The sequence below is a fragment of the Bradyrhizobium yuanmingense genome, assembly GCF_029167105.1.
Classification (GTDB): domain Bacteria; phylum Pseudomonadota; class Alphaproteobacteria; order Rhizobiales; family Xanthobacteraceae; genus Bradyrhizobium; species Bradyrhizobium yuanmingense_A.
Window position 1 is genome coordinate 402,407 of sequence record NZ_JARFML010000001.1, and the last position, 25,394, is coordinate 427,800.

Genomic DNA, 25,394 nt, shown 5'->3' on the forward strand with positions numbered 1-25,394 from the left:
TTCCTTTTAACTCGCTTTGGGCACGAACGCGCCCGGCGGAATGTGCCCCTCGACATAGGCATGCTGGAGCGCATCCAGCTGCACCCATAGCACGTTGGTCTTGAAGATCAGCGCGTTGCAGACCTGCGCGCGCTGCTCCGGCGTCGTGGCGTGCCTCTTGACATAATCGAGCGCGAAATTGGCGTCGCGCGGCGCCTGGGTCAGGCGGCGCTTGAAGTAGCTCATGATGTCGGGGTTGACGAAGTCGTAGTGTTCCAGCATGCCGGCGATGCGCTCCTCATGCAGGTTGGGTGCGAACAGCTCGGTCAGCGAGGAGGCGATCGCCTCCAGCGGGCTTTTTTCGCGGCAGAAGTGGACATAGGCTTCGACCGCAAAGCGCGTCGCCGGCAAGATGCCTTCGGTGGATTCCACGTAGGCGGTGTCGAGGCCGAGGCCTTCGGTCAGCTTGATCCAGCGCTCGATGCCGCCTTCGCTGCCGACGTCGCCGTCGTGGTCTTCGATGCGATGGCGCCATTCCAGGCGGGTGGCGCGGTCGCGGAAGCGGGAGATCACCACCGCGTCCTTGATCGGAATCGTGCTCTGGTAATAGTAGCGGTTGAGCGCCCAGGCCTGCACCTGGCCCTTGTTCAGCTTGCCGCCATGCAGCAGCTTATGGAACGGATGCAGGCTGTGATAGCGCGTGGCGCCGATGTGGCGCAGCGCCGCCTCGAGCTCCTCAGCCGAGTTGAGCTTCAAGTCCTTGCCGATCGAGAGTGCGGTCATTCCAGGCAGTGATGCGGCGTTCACAGCACGATCTCCGTTCCATCCGCCGGTATCTGCCAGCCCGCCTCCTCAGTGATCTTGCGCTCGGGAGAGCCGGGCAGCAGCGCCGGATTCGAATTATTGATATGCAGAAACAGCTTCCTGTCGATATTGAGGTCGGCCAGCCGCGCGATGGCGCCGTCCTCGCCGGACATGGCGACATGGCCCATGCTCTTGCCGGTCTTGTGGCCGAGGCCGGCCCTGATCATCTCGTCGTCGCGCCAGACCGTGCCGTCGAAGAACACCAGTGAAGCGCCGTCGATCTCGGCCTTGAGCGCGTCGGTCACTTCGGCGCAGGCCGCGATGAAGTAGAAGAACTTGCCCGTGGCCCTGTCGGTGATTTTCAGGCCCAGCGTGTCGCCGTCGCCGCTCTCGCCGCCCGGATGCGCCTTGCCTTCGAGATACCAGGCCGACTTGCCCGGCACGGCAAAGGGCAGCACCTCGAGCCCCGAGCGCGTGCCGTCGGGCAGCCGCGGCTCGAACGGCTCGCGGATCGCGATCGGCTGGCGCCGCACGTTCTTCTCGTTCAGCACGTTGAAGATGCTGTTGCTGGCAAGGATCGCCAGCACCTTCTCGTGCGCATAGATCGTGAAGGGCGAGCCTTCGCGCATCGACAGCAGGCCGGCCACCGCATCGACTTCGCTGTTGGTCAAGATCACGCCCGCAATCGGCGTGTGGCGCAGCGCGCCCGCCTTGGGGTGCAGCTGCGGCGTGGCATTCAATTGCTGGCGAAGATCGGGGGAGGCGTTGATCAGGAACCAGTGCTCGCCGTCGCCGCTGAAGGCGACCGAGGCCTGGGTTCGAAAGAGCTCATGTCCACTCGCACGAGCCGCGCGGCAGCCTTCGCAGCCGCAATTCCATTGCGGAACTCCGCCGCCGGCCCCGGCGCCCAGGACGACGACGCGAAGCATGATCCGTCTCCTGGAGGCGAATTGGCGAGGTGGATCTCAGGTCGAGACAGTTTCGGACAAGGTTTCTGACTGCCGGAAACGTATCGTGACCGAAAGAACCACCTGCGCAGATCTCACCAGCCGCTTACTTGCGGGTGGCGCTCACATACATATTGATTTCCATGCCGCAGGGCACTTCGACGATCTTCGGGGCTTTCCAGGCCATTTGGCTCTCCATTTTTCGAAAATTCGGACGCATCCGCCCGCAGATAAATTAATGCGGGCGGAAAACTTCGCCAGTGAAATTTTCCCGACCTAGGTAGTAGGCTGCGGGAATTGTTGCGCTGCAAAGATGGCGTATTGCGGCCGCAAAGATGAGCGGATCAGATACGCAAAATTGCCGATAGGTCGTGATCCCTGTCGGGATAAACCAGTTGTGAGTATGGAACGGCTTCTCATCGGCGACAGGCGACCCCCTTGGATCAGGCATGCCCAGATATTTCTTCAACACCCGCATCGGCGACGAACTGATCGTGGATCCTGACGGCGAGGACCTGCGCAACCCCGATCGCGCCTGGGAGGTCGCGCGCCAGATGATCCTTGAGGTCGTGAAGTCGGAAGGAACCCAGCCGGCGCTGCTGGAGGCCGTCATCGAGGTCACCGACGCCGACGGCGAGATCGTGCTGGAATTTCCCTTCACCGAAGCGCTTCTCGACATGCCGGACCAGTCCGCCACGAGGCATTAGCCGGACGCGGTTGGGTAAGGGGCTCACCGCTCCCTCGACGTCATTGCGAGCGTAGCGAAGCAATCCAGAATCCCGCCCCGGAGGCAGCCTGGATTGCTTCGTCGCAGGGCTCCTCGCAATGACGGAGAATGAGGCAGCGCCTGGCGCAAAACCCGCCCTTCACCCCCGCGAAATCCGCATGGCTTTGCCGCGTTCCCGGCGCTAAAAGACGCCGGTTACACGGAGCAAGCCATGCAAGATCTCTGGCGCCTGTCGGCCGCCGACCTCGCCACCCTCGTCAGGTCCAAAAAGGTGTCCGCCAGGGAGGCGGCCAAGGCCGGTCTCGCGCGGCTCGATGCCGTCAATCCCCAGCTGAACGCCGTGATCGACCACCGGCCGGAGGACGTGCTCAAGCAGGCCGATGCCGTCGATGCCGCCATTGCCCGGGGCGAGGACCCCGGCGTCCTTGCCGGCGTGCCCGTCACCATCAAGGCCAATGTCGACCAGGAAGGCTTTGCCACCACCAACGGCCTCAAGCTGCAGCGCGACCTGATCGCGCGCGAGGACAATCCAGTGGTCGCCAATTTCCGGAAATCGGGTGCCATCCTGCTCGGCCGCACCAATTGCCCCGCCTTCTCCTACCGCTGGTTCACCACCAATCTCATCCATGGCGACACCAAGAACCCCCGCGACGCTTCGCTGACGCCGGGCGGCTCGTCCGGCGGCGCCGGCTCGGCGGTCGCCGCCGGCATCGGCCACATCGCGCATGGCACCGACATTGCCGGCTCGATCCGTTATCCCGCCTATGCCTGCGGCGTGCACGGTCTGCGCCCGACGCTCGGCCGCATTCCGGCCTTCAATCCGGCGCTGCCGGAGCGCCCGATCGGGCCGCAGATCATGGCGGTCTCGGGCCCGCTGGCGCGCACGGTCAATGATCTCAGAATTTCGCTCGAGGCCATGTCGGCTCGCGACATCCGCGATCCCTGGTTCGCGCCGGTGCCGCTGCAAGGCCCCGCACGGGACAAGCGCGCCGCGCTCTGCCTCAATCCGGGCGGCCTTGCCACCGCGCCGGAGGTGAAGGCCGCGGTGAGCGATGCCGGCAAGCGGCTGGAGCGCGCGGGCTGGACCGTCGATGTGATCGAGGACACGCCGCCGATGCGCGAGGCGGTCGAGTGGCAGATCAAGCTCTGGCTCGGCGACGGCTATGAGGCGCAGCTGGAGATGGCCGAGCGCGAGGGCGATCCCGGCGCATTGGCCTGCCTGCGCGGCAACCGCAATCGAGTTACGCCGATGGATCAGGCCAATTACGCCAAGGCGCTGACCCGGCGCGCCACGCTGACCCGCGACTGGATGCTGTTCTTCGAAAAATACGCCGTGCTGCTGACGCCGGTCTCGGGCGAATTGCCGTTCCCGGACCATCTCGACCGCAAGGACGAGGACGCCTTCAAGCGCGTCTGGGAAGCGCAGCTGCCGCAGATCGCGATTCCCTTCATGGGATTGCCGGGCCTCGTCGTCTCCACCGGTCTCGTCGGCAAGGCGCCGGTCGGCGTGCACGTCGTCTCGGGGCGTTATCGCGAGGATCTGTGCCTGCTCGCGGGCGAGGCGATCGAGGCCGGCGGCGTGCCGCCGTCGCCGATCGATCCCATGGGCTAGCGATGACTGATATCTACGACTTCAAGGCCAACTCGCTCGCCGGCGAGGAGGTCACGCTGCGACGTTTCGAGGGGCAGGTGCTCTTGATCGTCAACACTGCGAGCAAATGCGGCTTCACGCCGCAATATCGCGGCCTCGAGGATCTCCATCGCGATCTCTCGCCGCGCGGCTTCTCGGTGCTCGGCTTTCCCTGCAACCAGTTCGGCGCGCAGGAGCCGGGGCAGGCGAGCGAGATCCAGGAATTCTGCTCGACCCATTACGACGTCACCTTTCCCCTGTTCGAGAAGATCGACGTCAACGGGCCGAAGGCGCATCCTCTGTACGAGTACCTGAAACGCCAGCAATCCGGGCTTCTCGGCGCCGCCATCAAATGGAATTTCACCAAATTCCTGGTGAACCGTGAGGGCCGCGTGGTCGCGCGCTACGCGCCGACCGCGCGGCCCGAAGGATTGCGCAATCAAATCGAAACACTGTTGTGAGCGAGACAATCATGAGCGACGAATTTCCGGACCGCCTGTCGGTCGACCCGAACAGCCCCTATTACAACGCGGACATCCTGGCGCGCGACGTCGGCATCCGCTTCAAGGGCATCGAGAAGACCAATGTCGAGGAATACTGCATCAGCGAAGGCTGGGTCCGCGTCACCGCCGGCAATGCCAAGGACCGCCACGGCAACCCGCTGACCATCAAGGTGCACGGTCCGGTCGAGCCGTATTTCCGGGATAAGAAATAGTTTGAACTGAGCGCCGCTCTCTCCTCGTCATTGCGAGGAGCGCACATTCTCTCCTCGTCATTGCGAGCGAAGCGAAGCAATCCAGAATCTTTCCGCCGCGACAGTCTGGATTGCTTCGTCGCTTCGCTCCTCGCAATGACGAAAGTGAAAGCCGAACCCATGGTCCGCATCGTCGACGTCCGCGAAATCACAAAACCGATCTCCTCGCCGATCCGCAACGCCTATATCGACTTTACGAAGATGACGACCAGCCTCGTCGCCGTCGTCACCGACGTGGTCCGCGACGGCAAGCGCGTCGTCGGCTACGGCTTCAACTCCAACGGCCGTTACGGGCAGGGCGGCCTGATCCGCGAGCGCTTTGCCGCGCGTATCACGGAGGCTGATCCGAAGTCGCTGCTCAACGCAGCCGGCGACAATCTCGACCCCGACAAGGTCTGGGCTGCGATGATGACCAACGAGAAGCCGGGCGGCCATGGCGAGCGCTCGGTTGCGGTCGGCACCATCGACATGGCGGTGTGGGACGCGGTGGCGAAGATCGCGGGCAAGCCGCTGTTCCGCCTACTCGCCGAGCGCCACGGCCTGAAGGCCGATCCGCGCGTCTTCGTCTACGCCGCCGGCGGCTACTATTATCCCGGCAAGGATCTCTCGATGCTGCGGGCTGAGATGCGCGGCTATCTCGACCGCGGCTACAACGTCGTCAAGATGAAGATTGGCGGCGCTGATATCGCCGAGGACCGCATCCGCATCGAGGCGGTGCTGAAGGAGATCGGCAACGACGCGCAGCTCGCCGTCGATGCCAACGGCCGCTTTGATCTGGAGACCGCCATCGCCTATGCCAAGATGCTGCGTGACTATCCCTTGTTCTGGTACGAGGAAGCCGGCGATCCCCTCGACTACGCGCTGCAGGCCGCGCTCGCCGAGTTCTATCCGGGCCCGATGGCGACCGGCGAGAACCTGTTCAGCCACCAGGACGCCCGCAACCTGATCCGCTACGGCAGCATGCGCCCCGACCGCGACTGGCTGCAATTCGACTGCGCATTGTCCTATGGCCTGTGCGAATACCAGCGCACGCTGGAGGTGCTGAAGACCCATGGCTGGTCGCCGAGCCGCTGCATCCCCCACGGCGGCCACCAGATGTCGCTCAACATCGCCGCGGGTTTAGGGCTCGGCGGCAACGAAAGCTACCCGGACCTGTTCCAGCCCTATGGCGGCTTCCCCGACGGCGTGCGCGTCGAGAACGGCCACATCACCATGCCCGATCTCCCCGGCATCGGCTTCGAAGGCAAGTCCGATCTCTACAACGAGATGAAGGCGCTGGCGGAGTAGGCCCCGCTGTAGCGCCACTCGCCGTCATTGCGAGCGAAGCGAAGCAATCCAGAGTCTTTCCGCAGCGGGAGTCTGGATTGCTTCGTCGCAAGAGCTCCTCGCAATGACGGTGGAGTGAAGTCTCGAAATCATCTCAAGATGGTGATATCGCAGAGGCCGCCCTCAGCGAGAACGATCATGAAGCAGCCTTGCGTGTACATGTTCGCCAACCGTCGAAATGGGACAATCTACACCGGCGTCACCTCAAATCCACCGCGCCGCGCGTTCGAGCATCGCGAGGGACTGGTCAACGGTTTCTCGTCCAAGTACGGCTGCAAGCTTCTCGTCTGGTACGAACTGCACGCGACCATGGCGGACGCGATTGTGCGCGAGAAGCAGATCAAGGGTGGCAGTCGGGCGAAGAAGCTTGCCTCATCGAGAGCCTCAATCCAGAATGGATGGATTTGTACGAGACGCTGATCTGACCGCCAGGAGAGTTGCGGCTGCCCGGTGAGGCGGTTGCCACATTCTCCGTCATTGCGAGCGCAGCAAAGCAATCCAGAGTCTTCCCGCGGAGGCAGTCTGGATTGCTTCGTCGCAAGAGCTCCTCGCCAATGACGGTGGAGGGGCCAGTGGCCGCTCGCGGGCGTCTGGCCCGCGGCTCGATGTGGCCGAATTGCGCGAGGGGCCGCCACATTCTCCGTCATTGCAAGCGCAGCGAAGCAATCCAGAGTCTTCCCGCGGAGGCAGTCTGGATTGCTTCGTCGCAAGGGCTCCTCGCAATGACGGTGGAGAGCGAGCGTTTGCCTTACGACAGCCGCATATCCAGCAGCCGTCGCCCCTCACCCTTCAGCAGCTTCTTCACCGCACTCGACGCCACGACCTCGCCGTCATTGGCATAGGCCTCGTGGTTCTTCTCGATGTCGTCGAGACGGTAGAGGTAGTTGACCATGATTCCGGCGGACTCGCGCATTCCCTTGGGCGAGAGGTCGCCGAGCCAGTTGATGCGCTCCAGCCGCGCGCCGTTGCCGAGATGGAAGCGGGCGACGGAATCGATCAGCTTGCCTTTCGGCGTGCGCGCCTTGAGGAAATAGTGCGCCGCGAGCGGCTCCAGCACGGCGCGGAGCAGTGCCGCCGTCTCCGGGCTCTCGAACCATCTGGGATCGTCGAGGCGCCCCAGCACCTCGCGGTCCTCGTCCGACAGCGGCAAATCCTTGTCCTGCTTCACCCAGGCCATGAAGCCGGGCACCGGCGACAGCGTGACGAAGGTGTCGAGCTTGGGCAGCTCGCGGCGCAGCTCTTCCACCACCTGCTTGATCAGGAAGCTGCCGAAGGAGATGCCGCCCAGGCCGCGCTGGGTGTTGGAGATCGAATAGAACACGGCGGTGCGCGCGCGCTCGATCGGCAGATGCTGGCGGTCGACCGCGAGCAGGGGCTGGATCGCGCCGGGGATCGTCTCGGTCAGCGCCACCTCGACGAAGATCAAGGGCTCGTCCACCATCGCAGGATGGAAGAAGGCGTAGCAGCGCCGGTCGACCGGATCGATGCGGCGGCGCAGATCGTCCCAGTCCGAGATCTCGTGCACGGCCTCGTAACGGATGATCTTTTCGAGGATGTTGGCCGGGGTCGACCAGTCGATCCTGCGCAGCACGAGAAACCCCCTGTTGAACCACGAAGAAAGAAGATGCGAGACGTCGCGGTCGAGCGCGGCGAGATCGGTGTGCCCGTTCATCATGCCGAGCAGATCGGCCCGCATGTTGACGAGATCGCCGGTACCGCCGGGCGCGCGGTTGAGCCGTCGGATCAGCTCCTGCCGGCGCGGCTCGGAAGCGAAGTGCAGCGAGCTTGCGTCCTCGTCGCTGGGCGCGGCGCGCCATGTCTCGATCGCCTTGGACAGGCGCTCCCGGTCGGGGCCGAAATCGCGCACCAGCCCTTCGAAGAAGGCACGGCGCCCGGCTGCATCGAGCTCCCCGTAGATGTCGAGCACCTCGCGCGCCATCGCGGTGCCCGAGGCTTCGCCCCGGCCCGACAGCAGCGCATCGCAGAGCTCGAGCAGTCCGTCGGCATCATGCTTGGTATCGGCGGCGTCCCCCCGGCGAAGCAACGTGCGGCCGCGCTCGGAGATGGTGGCAAGCAGGTCGGAGAAGAAGGCGTTGGCCATCGGGGCTTTCGTATCAGGTCTGTGCGATGCGGCAAGCTACCACGGGATTTGGGTGCAGCCGATCACAATCAAGCAGGCGAATGCGGCATCTTTCGTCGGGCCGTGCGTTTGGAGAATGCAGGCATGCCGGAACGGGTCGATGGTATGCCGGGCAGTGCTCATTCCAAAACGCGCTGTCATGCCCCGGCTTGACCGGGGCATCCAGTACGCCGCAGCTTCTCGATTCTAGCCGAGCCGTCTCGGCGTACTGGGTCGCCCGGTCAAGCCGGGCGACGACACCGCGTGTGTTGCAAACTCCGTCGGCGTCCTACCCGTCACCTGGCGGAACGCGGCCGAGAACGCCGGCACGCTGGCATAGCCGAGCTGGGTGGCCAGCTGCTTCACCGACACGTTCGCATCCGTCGATATCCGCTCGATCGCCGCCGCAACCCTCGCGCGCTGGCACCAGCTCTTGAAGCTCAGCTGCGTCTCGCTCGAAAACAGCCGCGACAAGGTCCGCGCCGAAGTTCCGACCTCGCGCGCCAGCGCGTCGATGTCGTGCAGGCCGGTGGGATCGTCGAGCACGATCATCGCGGCGCGGCGGCAGCGCGCTTCGCGCGGCACCGGCACGAAAGTCGCGGAATCCTCAGCCTGGTGCAATTCCAGCATCACCAGGCGCACCAGGAGCTCGGTGCGCTCCTCGGTGTTGCGCCCGTCGAACAGCGCGAGGATCGCCTGATTGAGCAGCGGCGACACCCGCACCACGAATTCCCGGGTCAGGCCGTCATAGCGCTGCTCGCGCTTCAGCCAGGACAGGTCGAAATACAGCGTGCGCATCTCGATGTCGGCGAGCAGGTCGATGGCATGCTCGAGCCCGGCCGGCACCCAGACCGCGCGGTCCGGCGGCACCAGCCAACGTCCGCCGGGCGTCGTCACCTGCATCGTGCCCTTCGCCGCATAGATCAGCTGGGCCTCGCGGTGCATGTGCAGATCGATCCGCATCCCCTTGGGGTAGTCGCGGGCGACCAGATGCACGCCCGCGGGCGCGCGGTGGTTGCTCCGGACCTCCCGCAGGATTGGCGTTTCCAAGCTTGGCGTTTCCAAGATTGGCCTTTTCAAGACAGTCATTGGCGGCATCCCGTCATGGGGAGGACATATAACTCATTTCGGAGCAGGAGAGGATTCGGTAAATGAACAGCCCCAGTCGGGTCATCGGTTTCGTCAACGCAGGTCATTTCATCGACCATTATTCGATGCTGATCTTCGCCGCCGCCGTCATCATCATGGGTCCGGCGCTCGGCATGGCCTATTCGGAACTCTTGCCCTACGCGACGCCGGGCTTCGTCGCCTTCGGTGCGGGCTCGCTGCTCACCGGCTGGCTGGGTGATCGCTGGAGCCGCCGCCACATGATGCTGATCTTCTTTGTCGGCATCGGCCTCTCCATGATCGCGGTCGGCTTCGTGCAGACCCCCGTGCAGCTCGGCGCGGCGCTGCTCGCGATCGGCATCTTCGCCTCGATCTACCACCCCGTCGGCACCGCCATGATCGTGTCTTACGCCGACCGGCTCGGCCGCGAGATGGGCATCAACGGCGTCTGGGGCAATCTCGGCGTGGCCTCGTCGGCGCTGGTAACAGGCGTGATCGGCCAATATCTCGGCTGGCGCTTTGCGTTCATCGTTCCCGGCGCGGTCACGGTCCTGATCGGCATCGCCTTCGCGCTGAGTATCGTGCACGAGGACCGCAAGGGCTCGAAGCAGGCGGCGGCGCAGGCGCGGGTGGCCAGGCAGGATATGTGGCGTGTAATCCTGGCGCTATTGATCGTGGTGATCGCGATCTCCACGACCTTCAACGCCGTCACCGTGGCGCTGCCAAAGCTGTTCGCCGAGCGGCTTGCGGACCTGACCAAGAGCCCGGCGCTGTTAGGTGTCATCGCCGCGGGCGTCTACGTGTTCGGCGCGATGACGCAGTACACGATCGGCCGGCTGCTCGACCGCTATGCGCTGAAGACGGTGGCGCTGCCGCTGTCCTTCATGCTGGCGCCGTTCCTGTATCTCGCCGCGAGCCTGTCCAATTTGCCGCTGATCCTGGTGTCGATCGGTATCGTCATGGGCGCGTTCGGGCAGGTCACGGTGAACGACGCCATGGTCGGCAAATACACCACGGAAGAGTGGCGTTCGCGCGCCTATGCCGTGCGCTATTTTGTCGGCTTCACCGCGGCCGGCGCCTCCGTCGGCCTGGTCGCCTGGCTCTACGAGCAGGGCGGCTTCGTCACCATGCTGCACGCCTTCGCCGCCCTCTGCCTGCTCGCCATCGCCGCCGCGCTGATCCTGCCGCGCGAGATCCGCACGCCGCAGACGGTGTGAGGCGAACTCTCCCCACCGTCATTGCGAGCGCAGCGAAGCAATCCAGAATCTTCCCGCGGAGGGACACTGGATTGCTTCGCTGCGCTCGCAATGACGAAGGATGAGGAGGCACCCTCGCCATGCACCCATCATGCCATTATGCCCCTGTTTTGCCCGACGGAGCAAGCCGTTTCGGCAAGACCGAAATGTTATCGAGCCCTTCAACCCCGACCCTACTGTGCATGGGGTTGTTTTCGCACTTTTGTTTTGAGCGGACCAAAGCGAGCTAAGTCTTCACCTCCGCCACCGCCTGCGGCTTCTTCTTCGACGCCCGCCAGTTCTCGAAGCGCTGCACCACCACGAAGAAGGCCGGCACGAACAGCACCGCAAGGCAGGTCGAGGCCAGCATGCCCGAGAACACCGTGATGCCGATCGACTTGCGCGCGCTGGCGCCGGCCCCGGTGGCGAGCACCAGCGGGACGACGCCGAGGATGAAGGCGAACGACGTCATCAGGATCGGGCGGAAGCGCGCGCGCGCCGCCTCGATCGCGGATTCGATGATCGGCTTGCCGTCGCGGCCGTGCAGCTCGAGGCCGACCTCGACGATCAGGATGGCGTTCTTGGCCGAGAGCGCGATCAGGAGGATCAGGCCGATCTGGCAATAGAGGTTGTTGTCGATCTTGAGGGCGGAGAGGATCAGCATCGGCCCGAGCAGCGACAGCGGCACCGCGAGGATCACCGAGATCGGCGCGTACCAGCTCTCGTACTGACCGGCGAGCACGAGATAGACCAGCAGCATGGCGAGGCCGAACACCCAGTAGATCTGGTTCGAGACCGCCTTCTCCTGATACGACATCGCGGTCCATTCATAGCCGGTGCCCGGCGGCAGCGTCTTGTCCGCGATCTCCTCCATCAGCTTCAGTGACTGGCCGGAGGAGTAGCCCTGAGCCGGCAGGCCGATCACGGTCGAGGACGGATAGAGATTGTAGAGGCTGATCAGCGACGGCCCGGTGGCCGGCGTGATCTTGGCGACGGTGCCGATCGGGATCATGTCGCCGTTCGAGTTGCGCACCTGCATGTTGGCGATGTCGCGCTCGGTGACGCGGAACGCGGGATCGGCCTGGGTGTAGACCTGGAACACGCGGCCGAACTTGTTGAACTGGTTGACGTAGGACGAGCCGAGATAGGTCGACAGCGCCGAGAACACCTGATCTGTGGTGACATGAAGTGTCTGGGTCTTGATGCGGTCGATCTCGATGTTGAATTGCGGCACCGAGGAGCGGAACGAGGACTGCACGCGCTGCAGTGCGCTCTGGCTCTGGGCGTTGGACACCATCGCGCCGGTGATGGCCTGCAGCTTGGCGAAATCGCTGTTGCCGTCGCGCAGCTCGACCTGCATCGAGAAGCCGGCCGCATTGCCGATGCCCTGGATCGGCGGCGGCGGCAGCACGATGGTGCGCGCCTCCATGATATCAGCGAGCTTGTCGTTCAGGCCGAAGACCAGCGAGCGCAGATCCTCGCCGGGGCCTTTACGGGCGTCCCAATCCTTCAGGATGATGTAGGCGACGCCGGCGTTGGCGAGACTGGCGCTGTTGTCGAGCGCAGAGATGCCGGCGATGGTGATGACCTGCGCCACGCCGGGTGTCTCCTTGATCAGCCCGCTCGCCCTGTCGAGCACGGCCTGCGTCCGCTCCAGTGCGGCGCCGTCGGGCAGCTGCACCGCGGCGATCAGATAGCCCTGGTCCTCGATCGGCAGGAAGCCGGTCGGCACCCGCGACAGGCCGTAGCCGCTGGCGGCGATGATCAGCAGCGCGAACGCGACCGAGACGGTGGCGTGCTTGACGAGAAACGTGATCAGCCGCGTGTAGCCGCGCTCGACGCGGTTGTAGACTGCATTGAAACCCCGATAGAAGAAATTGCGCTGCTCCGGCGGCACGGCCGGCCGCAGCCACAGCGCGCATTGCGTCGGCTTCAGGGTCGCGGCGTTGATGGCGGAGAGCAGGGCGGTCGCGGCGATCACCAGCGCGAATTGCGAGTAGATGCGCCCGGTCAGTCCCGCGAGGAACGAGGCCGGCAGGAACACCGAGATCAGCACCAGTGTGATGCCGACGATTGGCGCGAACAGCTGGTCCATCGCGCGGATCGCGGCGTCGTGGCCGTTCATGCCCTGCTCGATGTTGTGGGCCGCGCCCTCGACCACGACGATGGCGTCGTCGACCACGATGCCGATCGCGAGCACGATCGCAAACAGCGTCGACATGTTGATGGTGAAGCCGAGCGCCGCCATCGCGGCGAAGGCGCCGATGATGGTGACAGGCACGGTCGTGGCCGGCACCAGCATCGCACGCCAGTCCTGCAGGAAGATGAGGATCACGACCAGCACCAGCAGGCCGGCCTCGATCAGGGTCATGTAGACCTCGTGCACCGAGGCCTCGACGAACTTGGTGGTGTCGAACGGCGTGTCGTACTTGATGCCTTCGGGGAAGCGCTTGGCGAGTTCGGCCATCTTCTTCTCGACGGCCTGCTCGACCTGCAGCGCGTTGGCGCCGGGCGACTGGAACACGCCGATGCCGACCGCCGGCTGCTTGTTGAGCGAGAAGATCTGGCTGTAGGTCTGCGCGCCGAGCTCGACCCAGCCGACGTCGCGCACACGCGTGACGTCGCCGCTCGATCCCGTCTTGACGATGATGTTCTCGAACTGGCCGGAATCGTCGAGCCGTCCGTTGACGTTCAGCGTGTACTGAAACGCCTGTCCCGGCGGCGTCGGCGGCGCTCCGACCTGGCCGGCTGAGACCTGCTGGCTCTGCTGCTGGATCGCCTGGATCACGTCCTGCGGCACCAGGCCTCGCACCTGCAGCCTGTTGGGATCGAGCCAGATCCGCATCGAATACTGCCCGGCGCCGAACACGGTGACGTTGCCGACGCCGGGCAGGCGCGAGAGCTCGTCGCGGATGTTGATGGTGGCGTAGTTGCTCAAGTAGAGGCTGTCGTATCGCGAATCGGGCGAGGTCAGCGTCACGAACAGCAGGATCGAGGTCGACCGCTTCTGCACGGTGACGCCCTGATTCTGCACGGCTTGCGGCAATTGCGACAATGCGCTGGAGACGCGGTTCTGCACCAGCACCTGCGCGAAGTTGAGGTCGGTGCCGATCTTGAAGGTCACGGTCAGTGTGTAGGTGCCGTCGGAGCCGCTGTAGGACTGCATGTACAGCATGTCCTCGACGCCGTTGACCTGCTGCTCGATCGGCAGCGCCACGGTATCGATCACGGTCTTGGCGCTGGCGCCGGGATAGCGCGTGGTGACCTGCACGGTCGGCGGCACCACGTCGGGATATTGCGCGATGGCGAGGTTGAACAGCGCGACGCCGCCTATCAGGATCATCAGAAGCGCGATGACGTTCGAGAGGACCGGCCGCTCGATGAAGAACTTTGAGATCATGGCTGGCAGCCCCTACTTGCTCGAGGCCTGCGTCTGCTCGATCTTCGTCACCTGCGGGTCGATCTTCTGGCCCGGGATGACGCGCAAGAGCCCCGCGGTCACGACGCGATCCTCCGGCTTCAGGCCGCTCTCGATCACGCGCAGGCCGTTGTCGACCGGGCCGATCTGTACCTTGCGCTGCTCGACGACGTTGTCGCTGTTGACGACGAGGAGATAGCGGCCGCCCTGGTCGCTGCCGAGCGCAGTGTCGGGAACGAGCAGGGCGCTCTTCTCCTGGTCGAAGGGCACGCGGACGCGGACGAAATAGCCAGGCAGCAGCACCCGTTTGTCGTTGGGAACGAGACCGCGCACGGCCAGCGTGCCGGTCGACTGGTTGAGGGTCGGCGAGACGTAGTCGAGCTTGCCCTCATGCGGGTAGCCGGTATCGGTCTGCAGGCCCACTTGAATCGGGAAATGCTTCATGTCCGCGGGCGTCAGTCCGCGACGGGTCGCCTCGGCGCGGATGCGCAGCACGTCCTGCTCATTGACCGTAAAATTCACATAGATCGGGTCCATCGCGACGATGGTGGCGAGCTGGGTCGGCGAGGAGACGCCGACGAGCTCGCCGATCGAGACCATGTGGGCGCTGACGATGCCGTCGAACGGTGCCGTGACCTTGGTGTAGCCGTAATTGACCTCGGCCAGCTTGGTGTTGGCCTGGGCCTGCTGCAGATTGGCCTGGGCGTTGTCGCGGTTGGAGGTCGAGGTGTCGAGCGTGGCTTGCGAGACGGCCTGGCGCTGCACCAGCTCGGCCTGCCGCTTGTAGTCGGCTTCCGCCTGCTTGAGCGAGGCCTGCGCGCCGACCTCGGCCGCTTGCGCCTGCTCGAGCTTGAGCTTGTAGGTCTCAGGCTCGATGGTGAACAGCTGGGTGCCCTGCTTGACGAATGTGCCGTCCTGATAGTCGATCGTTTGCAGAAAGCCCTGCACGCGCGCGACGAGATCGACGCTCTTGATCGGTGCCGTGTTGCCGGTCGCCTCGATGTAGCGCGTCACCGGACGCTGCACCGGCGTCGCGACGTCGACCTTGGGCGGCGGCGGCGCCACGAACGTGTTCTTGTCCTCGCAGCCGGCGAGCACAGCCAATGCCGCGGTTGCGGCGAGTGCCCGACCGATATGTTTCCTCGCTGCTCCATTGCGTCGTGCGGGAGATGCGGGATTGGCGCGCGTCATTCGGTGGTCCCCGATTGCTGTCTGTCGGTGCGGCAGGCTACCAACAAACGGGCAGTCGTGGAACACCATAGCCATGGCGGTCACGGGCCTTGCACTGCAAACGGCTGTGTGGCTTTTGACAGAATTTGTCACGACAAGGCGCTTCTTCACCGAGCGAACGATTGGCCCGTCCGCACATAGGGCTGGTGCGCATGCCACGCCGCGAGCACCTCCTTCTCCTCGTCGCTGGAGAGTCCGACCACCGGCCCGTTGTTGGCGCGGAGCCAATCAAGCGTATCGCGCGCGGTGTCTCCCGCCGGTCGCGAGGTCAAGCCGGCCGCGCGCGCGGGCGAGGTATCGCGCGTCAGGAAACCGGCGTAATCAGGCAATGGCAGCCACATCGGCAAGGACCGCGGGCCCGCCCAACGCCTGACGTCATGCGCTTCCAGAAAGGGGCGATCGACCCAGGTGAAGGTGCAAAACGCGTTCAGCGCGGATGCGCACTCGCTGAGGAATTCGCCGCGTGTGCGGATCGGCCCAATGCCATCATAGATGCCGGTGAGACCGGTCTCTGCCGCATGCACGATCCACTGCGCGAGATCGCGCACGTCGATGAACTGGACCGCATCCTCCGGCGATCCCGGCGCCAGCACCTCGCCGCCGCGCGCAAGCCGCGCCGGCCAGTAGGCGAACCGTCCGGTCGGGTCCTCGGGCCCTGCGATCAGTCCGGCGCGGCAGATGAAGGCGTCATCGCCGACCGCCTGTTCGCAGGCGACCTTGGCGGCGCCGTAGATCGCCTCGGTGCTGTGCTCGATCTCTCCCGCAACAGGCTCGCGCAGCGGCGCGGTGTCGGCGCGTTGCCCCGGGATGCGGTTGTCCGCATAAACGCTGATCGTCGAGACGAAGGTCCAGTGCACGCCCGGCCGCTTCAGCGCGGCGACCGCGCGACGGACCTGGCCGGGATGACGCGAGACATCGACCACGGCGTCGAATGTCTCGCCGGCGAGCGGAGCAAGTCCGTCGGCCTCGTCGCGGTCGATCCGTACGAAGCGGGTGCCGGCGGCAATCGGCCCGGCAAGGCCGCGGGCGGCGCAGGTCACGTCATGCCCGCCTGCGCAGGCATGACTTGCGATCGCCCGGCCGAGAAACTGGCTGCCGCCGAGAACGAGAATGCGCATGGAAAGGTCCGCCTGATCGATGCCACCGCGAGACTACAACCTGAGCTGGCAGTTGCAACCCGCTTCCTCAGCGCGCCCTGATCTCCGCGTGTTTCGCCATTGCTTTCTCGAACTTCCGGTTGAACAGCCACATCGCGGCGAAGATCTCGCGATAGCTTGCCGAGGTTCGCGCCCGGTCGGCCTGTCCGAACGCGAAAATGCTGTTGTTGCGCAGGTACCTCATGATCCTGGGGCTGGACACCCGGTAGTTCAGGAGATCGCCCGATCTCAGCGCGGACCGCGTCGGGGTGGGAACGATCTGGATCAGTTGAAACAGCTTCATCTGGTCGATCGGGTCGGGCAGCGTCTTGACGATGCCCGGGATCTCCCGAAACAGATCGGCATGCGCGTTCATCAGGCCGTTGCGCACATTGGTCCAGTGGTTGAAGCGCTGATCAGTGCCGCGGGCACGAGCCTCCTCCCTCTCGTCCCGCGCACTCAAGCCCGGGTCGATCGCGGCGATGTCGCCCATGATCTTCTCCCATTTCCGCCGGCCGTTGCGGTCCTCGGAGGGGCCAGTCTGGAAGCTGCCCATGTAGGTGTTCGAGCGCGCATTGCGGACATTCTGCTTGCCGTTGGTCTCGGCGAAGAACAAGCCGAGGCTGATCCGCCCTGCCGTCTCGGCATGTTCGGGCGCGAGCCCCTTGACGCGCGCGATCGCAACCGCAAGGTCGACGACGTCCCTGAACGGCGTCGGCGAGTTCTGCGCGCCCGCAGGCGGCGCCTCCATGGTGTCGAACAGCCTGCCGTATTCGTCGACCAGCGGCTCGATCTCGGCGTCGAAATAGGCCGGAGGAATCTCGAACTTGTTGGGCCGGCCGATCCGCGACGGCATGACGTCGGTGAGGTCCTTGTAGCTGCTGATGACAGCGACGCGCGCGAGATAGAGCGCCTGTCCCGGCAGGTTCGGCAGCGGCTCCTTCGCCTCGATCTGGCGCCGCCGCTCGGCGAGGATGGATTTGAAGTCGCCGAGCGCACGCTCGTAAGCCGCGAGCGCCTCCGATTGCTGTGGCGTCGGCGCCGCCTTCTGCGCAACGGCGGGCGCCGCGACGAAGAAGACAACAGCCGCAAGAGCTGCGGCGGCAAGTCGGCTCGGTCCCATGTCTGGTTCCCGTCGATTCGATGGCCAGCGGGATCGTAAACGTCGGAGGCGAGCCGCCGCAATTCTCCTCTCACGCCGCCCGGTAGTCCGGCGCCGTCGCCAGGAACTTGGCGTAAGCATCCGCATCCGGCGGCTGGAAGCGGCCCGCGAGTCCGCCGCGCTTCTGGTTCTTCGCGCCGATATCGGCCATCAGCTCGTCGAAATGGCGGTAGTGATAGGGCGCGACGCACAGGCCGCCATAGACGCCCGCGGCCGGCCGCTCGACGCGCTTGAAGTGCAGCATCATCTCGATGTTGTCGCGCATCGCTTGCGCCGTCGGCTGCTTCGCGAGCTGGCCGTCGGCATAACGCACCAGCCAGTTGGCCGCGAGGTCGGCGCAGAGCACGGTGCAGAACGAGGAGTTGAAGCCGACGAAGCCGAGCTCGGGCAGATCGGGATTGGCGATCAGGCGATAGAGCCGGTACTGCCCGTCGGCATCGACCAGCTTCGCTCGATAGGCTTCGGGCAGGAACGGCACGCCGAGCTTGTAGCCGATCGCGAGCACGGCGACATCGGCGCCCACGCGTTCACCGCCGCTCATCACGATGCTGTCGCCCTCATAATGGTCGAACGTGCCGAACACGGCCTTGATGCGGCCGTCGGCGACCATGGGGTAGAAGCCCGGCGTTGCGATCGGCACCGAGCAGTTGACGCCGTGCTCGATTCGCTCCTTCGGCACCATGTTGCAGCGGCCGAGCTTGAGCTGCGCCTTGAGCAGACTCTCCAGCCCGCGCCAGTTGGCCCAGACCAGCGGCGCGGCGATGCGGTGCGCGAGCCGCCCCATTGCGCTGATGCCCCAGCCCGGAAACATCTCCTCCTGCGCGCGGATGTAGAGGATTCGCTTGAAGTTCACGAGGCCGCCGATGAAATAGGGAATGCGCCAGACCGGCTCACGCATCACGATGGTGACCTCGCGGGCGCCTGACTTCACCGCATTCACGGCGATGTCGGTTGCGGACTTCGAACCGCCGAGCACGACGACGCGGCGTCCCTTCGCCAGTGTCGGATCGCCGTATGTCGACGAGTGCAGGATCTGGCCGCCCTGCGCGCGAAAGCCGTCCTCGCCGGGGCAATGCAGCTCGCGCGGCTCGTTGAACTGCCCGGTGCAGACCGCGACGAAATCGAAATCCTCGCTCGTGGTCGTGCCGTTGTTGTCCTTCAAGGCGAGCGTCCATCCCGGTTTGCCGTCGGCACGGCGCGCCATGCCGGCGACCTCGGTGTTGAGCCGCAGCATGCGGTCGAGGCCGAAGCTCTTGGCATAATCGGCGAGGTAGGCGTGGACCTGCGGCCCGGTCGGCCATTCCGGATAGGCCTCCGGCATGGCGCGGTCGGTGTAGCGGTAGAGCTCCTTCGGGCTCTGGGTCTGCACCTCCGGGTAGGAGCGCGCCGGCTCCCAGACGCCGCCGAGATCCGAGCTGCGCTCGACCACCGTGACGCGGTGGCCTCGGGTGGAGAACGCTTTCGCGGCGGCAAGGCCGGAGACGCCGGCGCCGATCACGCAGACATGTTTTGGGCTGACCATGGGATTGCTCGATGTGTTTGACGCGCAGGCGGCCGTGTTCGGCCGCAAGGCGCGGCCGGCAGGGCTGCAAGCAGATGGAAGCGGAGGAAGCGGCGAGGGCTAGTCGTTGGCCTCGGGCGGCAGGAAGTCGACCTCGTGCAGCGCCGAGATGCGCACGACCTCGGCCGGGTCGGTCAGATTGTGCAGCTGGTTGAACAGCGCCTCCAGCTTCTGCATCGGCGAGACCCAGAACAACGCGCGGCACGGCTTGTCGGACTTGTTGAAATAGCCGTGGGGAATGCCGCGGGGCATGCGCACGAGGTCGCCGGCATGGGCCTTGACCCATTGACCGTCGAGCTTGAGATCGAGCGTGCCCTCCTGCACCAGGATGAACTCGTCCTGGGTCGGATGAATGTGCACCGGCACGAACTGGCCGGGATCGCTGTTGGTCTCGAACGCAAAGGTGGAGTCGGTGACGGCCTTGGGGAAATAGACCTGGCCAAGGATGTTCCAGCTCTTGCCGCCGTAGCCTGTGCCGTTCGCGGTGATGCCTTTTTCGAGTGCAGTCATGGCTTGCTCCTCATGGATTCCGGCGGGGACGGAGCATCGGCCGGAGACGGGCCGCCTGTCTATCCGCTAAACGAATCCGGATGAACCTATTGCCATGCAGCACGACGAATTTGCGAGCTACGGCCCTTTTCGCCCCCGCGGAACTATTATAGGCTTAAAGGAATTCCGGGCGCGAAGCATGGTCGACGATGTCCGCAGCCGAGCTGGAAATGAGCGCAACAGCCTCTGCAGCCGAACGGCTTGCGGCCTTCGCCCGCGTCACCACGGATGACGTCGACGAGGCGGCCGAGCAGATCGGACGCATCTTCTGCCCGCACGATCTCAAGCCGACACAGGCGCGGGCGGCCGGCTTCTCGGCCCGGCACAATTGCGCGGCGTTCGATGGCTTCTCCATAAATTACGTCGCCTATGGCGGATCGGTCAGCATCGATCCGGGCTGCCTGGAGCGCTTCTTCCTGGTGCAGGTCCCGCTCGCTGGCAGCGCCCGCATTCGTGCCGGTCGCCGCGAGCTCGATGCGGCCCCGGGCCGGACGGCGTCGCTGCTGTCGCCGACGATTCCGACCCGGATGATGTGGAGCGATTGCGCGCAGGCGATCCTGCTGCTCGATCGCCGCATGGTCGAGCAGCGCGCCGCGGCATTGTCGGGCAGGGCGGCAGGCAGGGTCGAGTTCGATCCGGTGATCGCGCTGGATGCGCCGTCCGGGCGGGCCCTGCAGACGAGGCTCGCCGAGTTGATGACGCTCGCCGAGCGCCTCGGGCCATCAGGCCGGCTGCCGCCGGCCGCGATGGCCGATTGGCGCGAAGCGCTGCTCGATCATCTGCTCAACCGGCAGCGGCATGGCCTGTCGGATGCGATTGAAACGTTCTCGGGGCAGGCCGAGCGTTTGCCGCGTGCCCTCCGCGCCGCGCGCGATTACCTTGCCGACAATGCCGGCGAGCCGCTCGACCTCGCGCAGCTCGCCTGCGCTTCCGGCATCGGCATCCGCGCGCTGCAGCTCGGCTTCCGCCGTCACTTCGGCGTGTCGATCTCGCAGATGCTGCTCGACATGCGTCTCGCCGGCCTCAACGCGCGCCTCGCGCAAGCCGTATCCGATGTCTCCATCACCGAGATCGCCTTCGATCTCGGCTTCACCCATCTCGGCCGCATGGCCGGCGCCTACCGCGAGAAATTCGGCGAGACGCCGTCGGCCACGCTGCGGCGAAGGATGAGCTAACGGACGCTTACTTCCGCGGTCGCTTCGTGACACTGTCTTCCGCGGCCTGGCTGCGCAGAAACGCCTCGACGTCGGCCTGCACCGAGTAGGGCGTCGGGATCGCATCGCCGGCGGAATCGACTGCGGTGTCGAGGCTGCGGCGCAGCAGGCGTGCCAGCTCGGCCTTGCGATAGGGCTTGCGCAGCAGCGGCGCGGCCATCGTGGCGCGTCCCTGTGTATGCAGCGAGTCGTAGGCGTAGCCGGAGGTGAAGAGGACCCTTAAGGACGGCCGCGCGGCCACCATCTGCTCGGCGAGCTCGCGTCCGTTCATGCTGCCGGCCATCACGATGTCGGTGAAGAGCAGGTCGAACGGCGTGCCTTCGGCCGCAATGGCGAGGGCCTCGTTCGCATCGGCGGCGGGGATCACCTTGTAGCCGAGCCCTTCGAGCTGGACCGTGACGTAATGGCGGACCTCGCGGTCGTCCTCGACACAGAGGATGGTTTCGGTCCCGCCGACGATCTTGCGATCGTCGTAGCCGGTCGGACGCAGCGTGCTCGCCTCCGCCTTCGGCAGGTAGATCGTGAAGGTGGTGCCGCGTCCTTCCTCGGAGGCGACCCTGATGCCGCCGCCGGACTGCTTGACGAAGCCGAACACCATGCTGAGCCCGAGCCCCGTGCCTTTGCCGACCTCCTTGGTCGAGAAGAACGGATCGAAGATGCGCTCGAGAATGGCCTGTGGAATGCCCGTGCCGGTGTCGGCAATCTCGATCTCGACATAGTCGCCGGCATAGCCGGCACCGACCGCGAGGGCCTCGCGCACGCCGAACACGACGTTGCGCGTCGTCAGCGTCAGCCTGCCGCCGTCCAGCATGGCATCGCGGGCATTGATGGCGAGGTTGAGCAGCGCCGAGCTCAATTGCCCGCGGTCGGCGTAGGCCAGCCAGACATTGCCGCCCAGCTTCGTCACGATCTCGATCTTCTTGTCGAAGGTTGCGAGCAGCAGCTTGGTGAGCTCCTCGAGGAGATCGTTGACGTCGATCTCGGCCGGCTGCAGCGCCTGCTTGCGGGCAAAGGAGAGCAAGCTCGACGTCAGCGCGGCGCCGCGATCGGCGGCCTCGCTGATCAGCTTGGTGATGGTCGCGAGCGGCGGGTTGTCCTTGACGGAATCGGCAAGGATCTCGATCGTGCCTGTTATCACCGTGAGCATGTTGTTGAATTCATGCGCGATGCCGCCGGTGAGCTGCCCGACCGCCTCCATCTTCTGGGACTGGATCAGCTGTTCCTCGGCGGCGCGCTTCTGGGTGATGTCCCTGACGAAGGTGTTGATGATCGAGCGCCCTCCGATCCGCAACACCGTGCTGGAGGCCTCGATCAGGATTTTGTCCCCGTTCCTGTGGACCAGGGTGACTTCGAAGCGCATGCCGGCGGGCGCGGCGGACAATTCCGGAACGAGGCGCGCCATGCGTTGCCTGAAGCCCGCGCGCAGCGGCTCGGCAACGAGAAGATCGACGACATCGGCGCCGAGCGCCTCCTGGCGCGTCCATCCGGTCAGCGCCTCCGCCTGAAAGCTCCACTCCAGCACGATGCCGCTCTCGTCGATCTGAATGAAGGCATCGAGCGCGGTCTTGATGACGGCTTGCATCATCTGCGCGTTGGTCTGCGCTTGGTCGGCCAGCAGCTCGGCGCTGCGTGTTTCCCGCGACGTCTCGATCGCACGGGTGCAGAGAAGGGCAAGCAGCACCGCCACGGCGGCGCTGGCCGAGACGGCAAGGAGCTGGGCCGTGCCGAATTCCGCATTGCCGGTCGCCAGAGAGGAGGCGAGGAAGGCTGCAGCAGTCACGATCGCCTGTGCGGCGAACGCGAGGGTCAGAAGCCTCCTGAGTTTCATGGTCTCACACCAAAGACGCCGGCCGCCGGGCCGCTTCTCGAGCTGCGGGCATCATGTGAGCTACAGACTCGGCGCTCCGGCGTCGAGGGGGCAATTTCCTGTGGTGCGGGACGGGGCCGCCTCAACCCGACGGCGAGTCGGTCTGGCGCAGCGTCGTCACCCAGATCACGCGCGCCACCTGCTGGGTCGGGTTGTCGAACATGTGCGGCACGATGCTCGGAAAACGAAAGCTGTCGCCGGCTTCCAGCACATGGGCTTGGTTGTCGAGCCACAGCCGCAGGCTGCCCGAGAGGATGTAGCCCGCCTTCTCGCCGGTGTGCTGCAGGAAGTCGGTGCCGGAGGAGGCGCCGGGGTTGAGCGTGAGCTCGTAGAGCTCGAGCTGGCCTTTGCCTTCCGGCGTCAGCGCTTCCTTGACGACGCCGCTGGCGGTGAGCCGCAGCAGCCGCCTGGCGTTCTTGCGCACGGTGTAGCGCGGCGCTTCGGCAGGATCGCTGCTCTCGAAGAAATAGGAGATGGGAACGTCGAGCGCGATGCTGAGCAGGCGCAACGTGCGGATCGACGGCATGGCGCGCGCACGTTCGAGCTGGCTGATCATGCCGGTCGACAGGCCGGTCTTGTTGGCGACGTCCTGGATCGAGAGGCCGGCGCGCTGCCGCAGCAGCCGCACGGTTTCACCCAGGCGCTGGTCGATCGCATCGTCAACTTCGATCGTGGAAGCGGCCTTGGTGCCGTTGGTATCGCCGCGACCATCCATGTCGCTCTCCCATGCATCATCTCAGCCTCGGGATCGAGCCCCGTGGCTTAAGCCAGAGTGAAAAGCTGGCGCATTCTAGCAATGCGATTGACAGGTGTATTTAGTCGTGATGAACTTTTGCTACAAAAATTTAGAAGCACTAAAGCCCACTCCTGTCCCTTTGCCGGGGTCTCGGGGGCGCGGGAGACGGTGCCGCGTGCGGAAACGGAGAGTGGGTCATGGCGGACGACACCGGCAAGTTCGGCGTTGGGGCAGGGCATCTCGGCATTCCGAATCGTCGTCAATTCTTTCAGCTCGGCGCGGGCGCAGCCGCGGGCTGGTCGCTTTCAGGGAACGCCTTCGCGCAGACCGAACGTCCCACCAATCCGCCGGACAAGCCGCGCGGGCAGGTGATCGCGGCGCTGTCGCAGGAGCCGACCGTCTTCCACCCCTTGATGCCGGGCATCGAGGTCGACCAGGGCATCTGGTGGCAGGTGTTCTCGCCGCTCTGGTACATCGAACCCGACGGCAAGTTCGTCCCAGACCTCGCCCGCGAAGTCCCGACCATCGAGAATGGCGGCCTCTCGGCCGACGGGTTGACCTGGAAGATCAAGCTCCGCAGCGGCGTGAAGTGGCACGACGGCACGCCGTTCACCGCTGAGGATGTCAAATTCTCCATCGAGCTGATCAACAATCCCGCTTTCCGCGCGCGCAGCCGGGTCGGCCATAGCCTCGTCAAGGACATCACCGTCGTGGCGCCCGACGAGATCCATTGGCGAATGGAAGCGCCCTATTCGCCCTATATGTCGATCCTGGCATCGTTCACCTTCATCGTGCCCAAGCACATCCTGGAGAAGGTGTCCGATCCGAATGCCTCACCGTTCCACAATGCGCCTGTCGGGACCGGCCCGTTTCGCTGGGGCGAGCGCGTGCCCGGCGACCATATCCAGTTGAACGCCCACACCGGCTATCATGGCAAGGGGCCGTACCTCGAACGCGTGGTCTTCAAATACATCCCTGATCTCACCGTGCTCTACACCCAGTTCCGCACCGGTCAGGTCGACTACACGGGCCTGCAAGGCATCCTGCCGAACTTCGTGCAGGAGGCAAAGACGCTGAAGGGCCGCAAGATCTTCGTCTCTTCGACCTCCTCGGTAGAGCATATCGCGCCGAACCTGGATTTTGGCCCCTTCACTGATCGCGCCGTGCGCGAGGCGCTCTATCTCGGCATCAACAAGCAGGCGATCATCGACGCGCTCTACTACGGTCTGCCGACGCAGACCGAGAGCTTCGTGCCGCAGCAGGCCTGGCCGTTCCAGCAAGGTCTGCCGCAGCACAAATACGATCCTGCCAAGGCCAACGCGCTGCTCGACGCCGCGGGCTGGGTTCGCGGCTCCAACGGCATTCGCGAGAAGGGCGGCGTCAAGCTCGAGTTCGCCAACTCGACGACGGCGGGCAGTGCCGTGCGCGAACAGTGCCAGCAGCTCCTGATCCAGGACTGGCGGGCCATTGGCGCGGCGATGCGCGTCAGCAACATGCCGGCGGCCGTGATCTGGGGCGACTTTTGGCAGCAATCGAAGTTCAATTCGGTGATCGTCGGCGTGAACTTCATGCTGGGCAGCGACCCCGACGTGACGCCGCGCTTCGGCTCCGGTGCCATTCCCGCTAAGGGCGGCCGCGGCTACAACACTTATCAATATCAGAGCGCGGAGGCCGACCGGCTGTTGTCTCAAGGCGCCAAGCAATTCGACCTGGCGCAGCGCAAGGCGACCTATGGCGAGCTGCAAAAGCTGATCCGCAACGACCTCGCCATCCTGCCGCTGTTCCAGGGCTTCATCGCCGAGGGCATCAAGGAGGGGCTGCAAGGCTTCCGTCCCAACATCAACATGTCGATCAACAGCTGGAACATGCGCGAATGGTATTGGGCGTGATGCG

21 protein-coding genes and 1 pseudogene are annotated in these 25,394 nt (G+C 65.0%); 9 read left to right on the top strand and 13 right to left on the bottom strand.

The features are described 5' to 3' along the window. Positions 1–6 precede the first annotated feature (6 nt). The 3 genes from pqqC to pqqA all read right to left on the bottom strand — a co-directional run bounded on the left by pqqC (position 7) and on the right by pqqA (position 1,917). Positions 7–762 (bottom strand): pyrroloquinoline-quinone synthase PqqC, encoded by a 756-nt coding sequence (pqqC, locus tag P0R31_RS01945; protein WP_430516787.1) that lies wholly within the window; start codon positions 760–762, stop codon positions 7–9. A 20-nt stretch (positions 763–782) separates the two neighbouring features. After that, positions 783–1,712 carry a pyrroloquinoline quinone biosynthesis protein PqqB gene (gene pqqB, locus P0R31_RS01950; protein ID WP_275512615.1) on the bottom strand — a complete coding sequence of 310 codons (930 nt, stop codon included), beginning with the start codon at positions 1,710–1,712 and terminating at the stop codon, positions 783–785. A 124-nt stretch (positions 1,713–1,836) separates the two neighbouring features. Further along, positions 1,837–1,917, bottom strand: a complete 81-nt coding sequence (gene pqqA / locus P0R31_RS01955) for a pyrroloquinoline quinone precursor peptide PqqA (RefSeq protein ID WP_007595659.1) — start codon at positions 1,915–1,917, stop codon at positions 1,837–1,839. Between the two features lie 262 nt (positions 1,918–2,179). On the opposite strand from pqqA, the gene P0R31_RS01960 reads away from it, so the two are divergent. The 6 genes and pseudogenes from P0R31_RS01960 (at position 2,180) to P0R31_RS01985 (ending at position 6,592) form a co-directional block, all read left to right on the top strand. Beyond that, entirely contained in the window at positions 2,180–2,437 is a 258-nt protein-coding gene (locus tag P0R31_RS01960; protein WP_036007354.1) for a DUF6894 family protein, read from the top strand. Positions 2,438–2,668: 231 nt separating this feature from the next. Next, complete coding sequence (locus P0R31_RS01965) at positions 2,669–4,069, top strand: amidase family protein (protein WP_275512616.1); 1,401 nt, start codon at positions 2,669–2,671, stop codon at positions 4,067–4,069. Positions 4,070–4,071: 2 nt separating this feature from the next. Further along, a complete protein-coding gene (locus tag P0R31_RS01970; protein ID WP_275512617.1) occupies positions 4,072–4,548 on the top strand; it encodes a glutathione peroxidase in 477 nt (158 codons plus the stop codon). Positions 4,549–4,559: 11 nt separating this feature from the next. Further along, positions 4,560–4,802: a DUF3297 family protein gene (locus P0R31_RS01975; protein ID WP_029674077.1), complete on the top strand. Its 243-nt coding sequence runs from the start codon at positions 4,560–4,562 to the stop codon at positions 4,800–4,802. A 159-nt stretch (positions 4,803–4,961) separates the two neighbouring features. Continuing rightward, entirely contained in the window at positions 4,962–6,128 is a 1,167-nt protein-coding gene (gene tarD, locus P0R31_RS01980; protein ID WP_275512757.1) for a D(-)-tartrate dehydratase, read from the top strand. A gap of 177 nt (positions 6,129–6,305) precedes the next feature. Next, a pseudogene (locus tag P0R31_RS01985) lies at positions 6,306–6,592 on the top strand (GIY-YIG nuclease family protein). 323 nt (positions 6,593–6,915) lie between these two features. Here P0R31_RS01985 and P0R31_RS01990 read toward each other — a convergent pair. Together P0R31_RS01990 and P0R31_RS01995 are read right to left on the bottom strand one after the other, a co-directional pair. Next, positions 6,916–8,268: a malonyl-CoA decarboxylase gene (locus P0R31_RS01990; RefSeq protein ID WP_275512619.1), complete on the bottom strand. Its 1,353-nt coding sequence runs from the start codon at positions 8,266–8,268 to the stop codon at positions 6,916–6,918. A gap of 225 nt (positions 8,269–8,493) precedes the next feature. Next, complete coding sequence (locus tag P0R31_RS01995; protein ID WP_275512620.1) at positions 8,494–9,384, bottom strand: AraC family transcriptional regulator; 891 nt, start codon at positions 9,382–9,384, stop codon at positions 8,494–8,496. A 53-nt stretch (positions 9,385–9,437) separates the two neighbouring features. Here P0R31_RS01995 and P0R31_RS02000 point away from each other — a divergent pair, with 53 nt between their 5' ends. Further along, a complete protein-coding gene (locus tag P0R31_RS02000; RefSeq protein ID WP_275512621.1) occupies positions 9,438–10,610 on the top strand; it encodes an MFS transporter in 1,173 nt (390 codons plus the stop codon). Positions 10,611–10,875: 265 nt separating this feature from the next. Here the strand turns inward: P0R31_RS02000 and P0R31_RS02005 are convergent, their stop codons facing one another. The 6 genes from P0R31_RS02005 to P0R31_RS02030 all read right to left on the bottom strand — a co-directional run bounded on the left by P0R31_RS02005 (position 10,876) and on the right by P0R31_RS02030 (position 19,645). After that, positions 10,876–14,028 (bottom strand): efflux RND transporter permease subunit, encoded by a 3,153-nt coding sequence (locus tag P0R31_RS02005; RefSeq protein WP_275512622.1) that lies wholly within the window; start codon positions 14,026–14,028, stop codon positions 10,876–10,878. A gap of 12 nt (positions 14,029–14,040) precedes the next feature. Next, on the bottom strand, positions 14,041–15,237 hold the full coding sequence (locus P0R31_RS02010; protein WP_275512623.1) for an efflux RND transporter periplasmic adaptor subunit: 1,197 nt from the start codon (positions 15,235–15,237) through the stop codon (positions 14,041–14,043). Between the two features lie 146 nt (positions 15,238–15,383). Next, a complete protein-coding gene (locus P0R31_RS02015) occupies positions 15,384–16,394 on the bottom strand; it encodes an NAD-dependent epimerase/dehydratase family protein (RefSeq protein WP_275512624.1) in 1,011 nt (336 codons plus the stop codon). Between the two features lie 67 nt (positions 16,395–16,461). Further along, a complete protein-coding gene (locus tag P0R31_RS02020; RefSeq protein WP_275512625.1) occupies positions 16,462–17,535 on the bottom strand; it encodes a hypothetical protein in 1,074 nt (357 codons plus the stop codon). A gap of 70 nt (positions 17,536–17,605) precedes the next feature. Next, the gene (locus tag P0R31_RS02025) at positions 17,606–19,144 is read right to left on the bottom strand and encodes a flavin-containing monooxygenase (RefSeq protein ID WP_343299293.1); all 1,539 of its coding nucleotides are present in this window, start codon (positions 19,142–19,144) and stop codon (positions 17,606–17,608) included. Between the two features lie 51 nt (positions 19,145–19,195). Beyond that, entirely contained in the window at positions 19,196–19,645 is a 450-nt protein-coding gene (locus P0R31_RS02030) for a cupin domain-containing protein (protein ID WP_024339447.1), read from the bottom strand. Between the two features lie 188 nt (positions 19,646–19,833). Between P0R31_RS02030 and P0R31_RS02035 the strand changes: the two genes are divergently transcribed. After that, positions 19,834–20,859, top strand: coding sequence for an AraC family transcriptional regulator (locus P0R31_RS02035; protein ID WP_275512627.1), 1,026 nt, complete (start codon positions 19,834–19,836; stop codon positions 20,857–20,859). Between the two features lie 7 nt (positions 20,860–20,866). Here the strand turns inward: P0R31_RS02035 and P0R31_RS02040 are convergent, their stop codons facing one another. Both P0R31_RS02040 and P0R31_RS02045 read right to left on the bottom strand, forming a co-directional pair. Next, on the bottom strand, positions 20,867–22,726 hold the full coding sequence (locus tag P0R31_RS02040) for an ATP-binding protein (protein WP_275512628.1): 1,860 nt from the start codon (positions 22,724–22,726) through the stop codon (positions 20,867–20,869). A 121-nt stretch (positions 22,727–22,847) separates the two neighbouring features. Continuing rightward, entirely contained in the window at positions 22,848–23,480 is a 633-nt protein-coding gene (locus P0R31_RS02045; protein ID WP_275512629.1) for a helix-turn-helix domain-containing protein, read from the bottom strand. 218 nt (positions 23,481–23,698) lie between these two features. Here P0R31_RS02045 and P0R31_RS02050 point away from each other — a divergent pair, with 218 nt between their 5' ends. Continuing rightward, positions 23,699–25,390 carry a peptide ABC transporter substrate-binding protein gene (locus P0R31_RS02050; protein WP_275512630.1) on the top strand — a complete coding sequence of 564 codons (1,692 nt, stop codon included), beginning with the start codon at positions 23,699–23,701 and terminating at the stop codon, positions 25,388–25,390. Positions 25,391–25,394 lie beyond the last annotated feature (4 nt).

Excerpts from the sequence above, each read along its gene's own strand:
- pqqC (WP_430516787.1), bottom strand. The coding sequence starts at position 762 with ATGACCGCACTCTCGATCGGCAAGGACTTGAAGCTCAACTCGGCTGAG.
- pqqB (WP_275512615.1), bottom strand. The coding sequence starts at position 1,712 with ATGCTTCGCGTCGTCGTCCTGGGCGCCGGGGCCGGCGGCGGAGTTCCG.
- pqqA (WP_007595659.1), bottom strand. The coding sequence starts at position 1,917 with ATGGCCTGGAAAGCCCCGAAGATCGTCGAAGTGCCCTGCGGCATGGAA.
- P0R31_RS01960 (WP_036007354.1), top strand. The coding sequence starts at position 2,180 with ATGCCCAGATATTTCTTCAACACCCGCATCGGCGACGAACTGATCGTG.
- P0R31_RS01965 (WP_275512616.1), top strand. The coding sequence starts at position 2,669 with ATGCAAGATCTCTGGCGCCTGTCGGCCGCCGACCTCGCCACCCTCGTC.
- P0R31_RS01970 (WP_275512617.1), top strand. The coding sequence starts at position 4,072 with ATGACTGATATCTACGACTTCAAGGCCAACTCGCTCGCCGGCGAGGAG.
- P0R31_RS01975 (WP_029674077.1), top strand. The coding sequence starts at position 4,560 with ATGAGCGACGAATTTCCGGACCGCCTGTCGGTCGACCCGAACAGCCCC.
- tarD (WP_275512757.1), top strand. The coding sequence starts at position 4,962 with ATGGTCCGCATCGTCGACGTCCGCGAAATCACAAAACCGATCTCCTCG.
- P0R31_RS01990 (WP_275512619.1), bottom strand. The coding sequence starts at position 8,268 with ATGGCCAACGCCTTCTTCTCCGACCTGCTTGCCACCATCTCCGAGCGC.
- P0R31_RS01995 (WP_275512620.1), bottom strand. The coding sequence starts at position 9,384 with ATGCCGCCAATGACTGTCTTGAAAAGGCCAATCTTGGAAACGCCAAGC.
- P0R31_RS02000 (WP_275512621.1), top strand. The coding sequence starts at position 9,438 with ATGAACAGCCCCAGTCGGGTCATCGGTTTCGTCAACGCAGGTCATTTC.
- P0R31_RS02005 (WP_275512622.1), bottom strand. The coding sequence starts at position 14,028 with ATGATCTCAAAGTTCTTCATCGAGCGGCCGGTCCTCTCGAACGTCATC.
- P0R31_RS02010 (WP_275512623.1), bottom strand. The coding sequence starts at position 15,237 with ATGACGCGCGCCAATCCCGCATCTCCCGCACGACGCAATGGAGCAGCG.
- P0R31_RS02015 (WP_275512624.1), bottom strand. The coding sequence starts at position 16,394 with ATGCGCATTCTCGTTCTCGGCGGCAGCCAGTTTCTCGGCCGGGCGATC.
- P0R31_RS02020 (WP_275512625.1), bottom strand. The coding sequence starts at position 17,535 with ATGGGACCGAGCCGACTTGCCGCCGCAGCTCTTGCGGCTGTTGTCTTC.
- P0R31_RS02030 (WP_024339447.1), bottom strand. The coding sequence starts at position 19,645 with ATGACTGCACTCGAAAAAGGCATCACCGCGAACGGCACAGGCTACGGC.
- P0R31_RS02035 (WP_275512627.1), top strand. The coding sequence starts at position 19,834 with ATGTCCGCAGCCGAGCTGGAAATGAGCGCAACAGCCTCTGCAGCCGAA.
- P0R31_RS02040 (WP_275512628.1), bottom strand. The coding sequence starts at position 22,726 with ATGAAACTCAGGAGGCTTCTGACCCTCGCGTTCGCCGCACAGGCGATC.
- P0R31_RS02045 (WP_275512629.1), bottom strand. The coding sequence starts at position 23,480 with ATGGATGGTCGCGGCGATACCAACGGCACCAAGGCCGCTTCCACGATC.
- P0R31_RS02050 (WP_275512630.1), top strand. The coding sequence starts at position 23,699 with ATGGCGGACGACACCGGCAAGTTCGGCGTTGGGGCAGGGCATCTCGGC.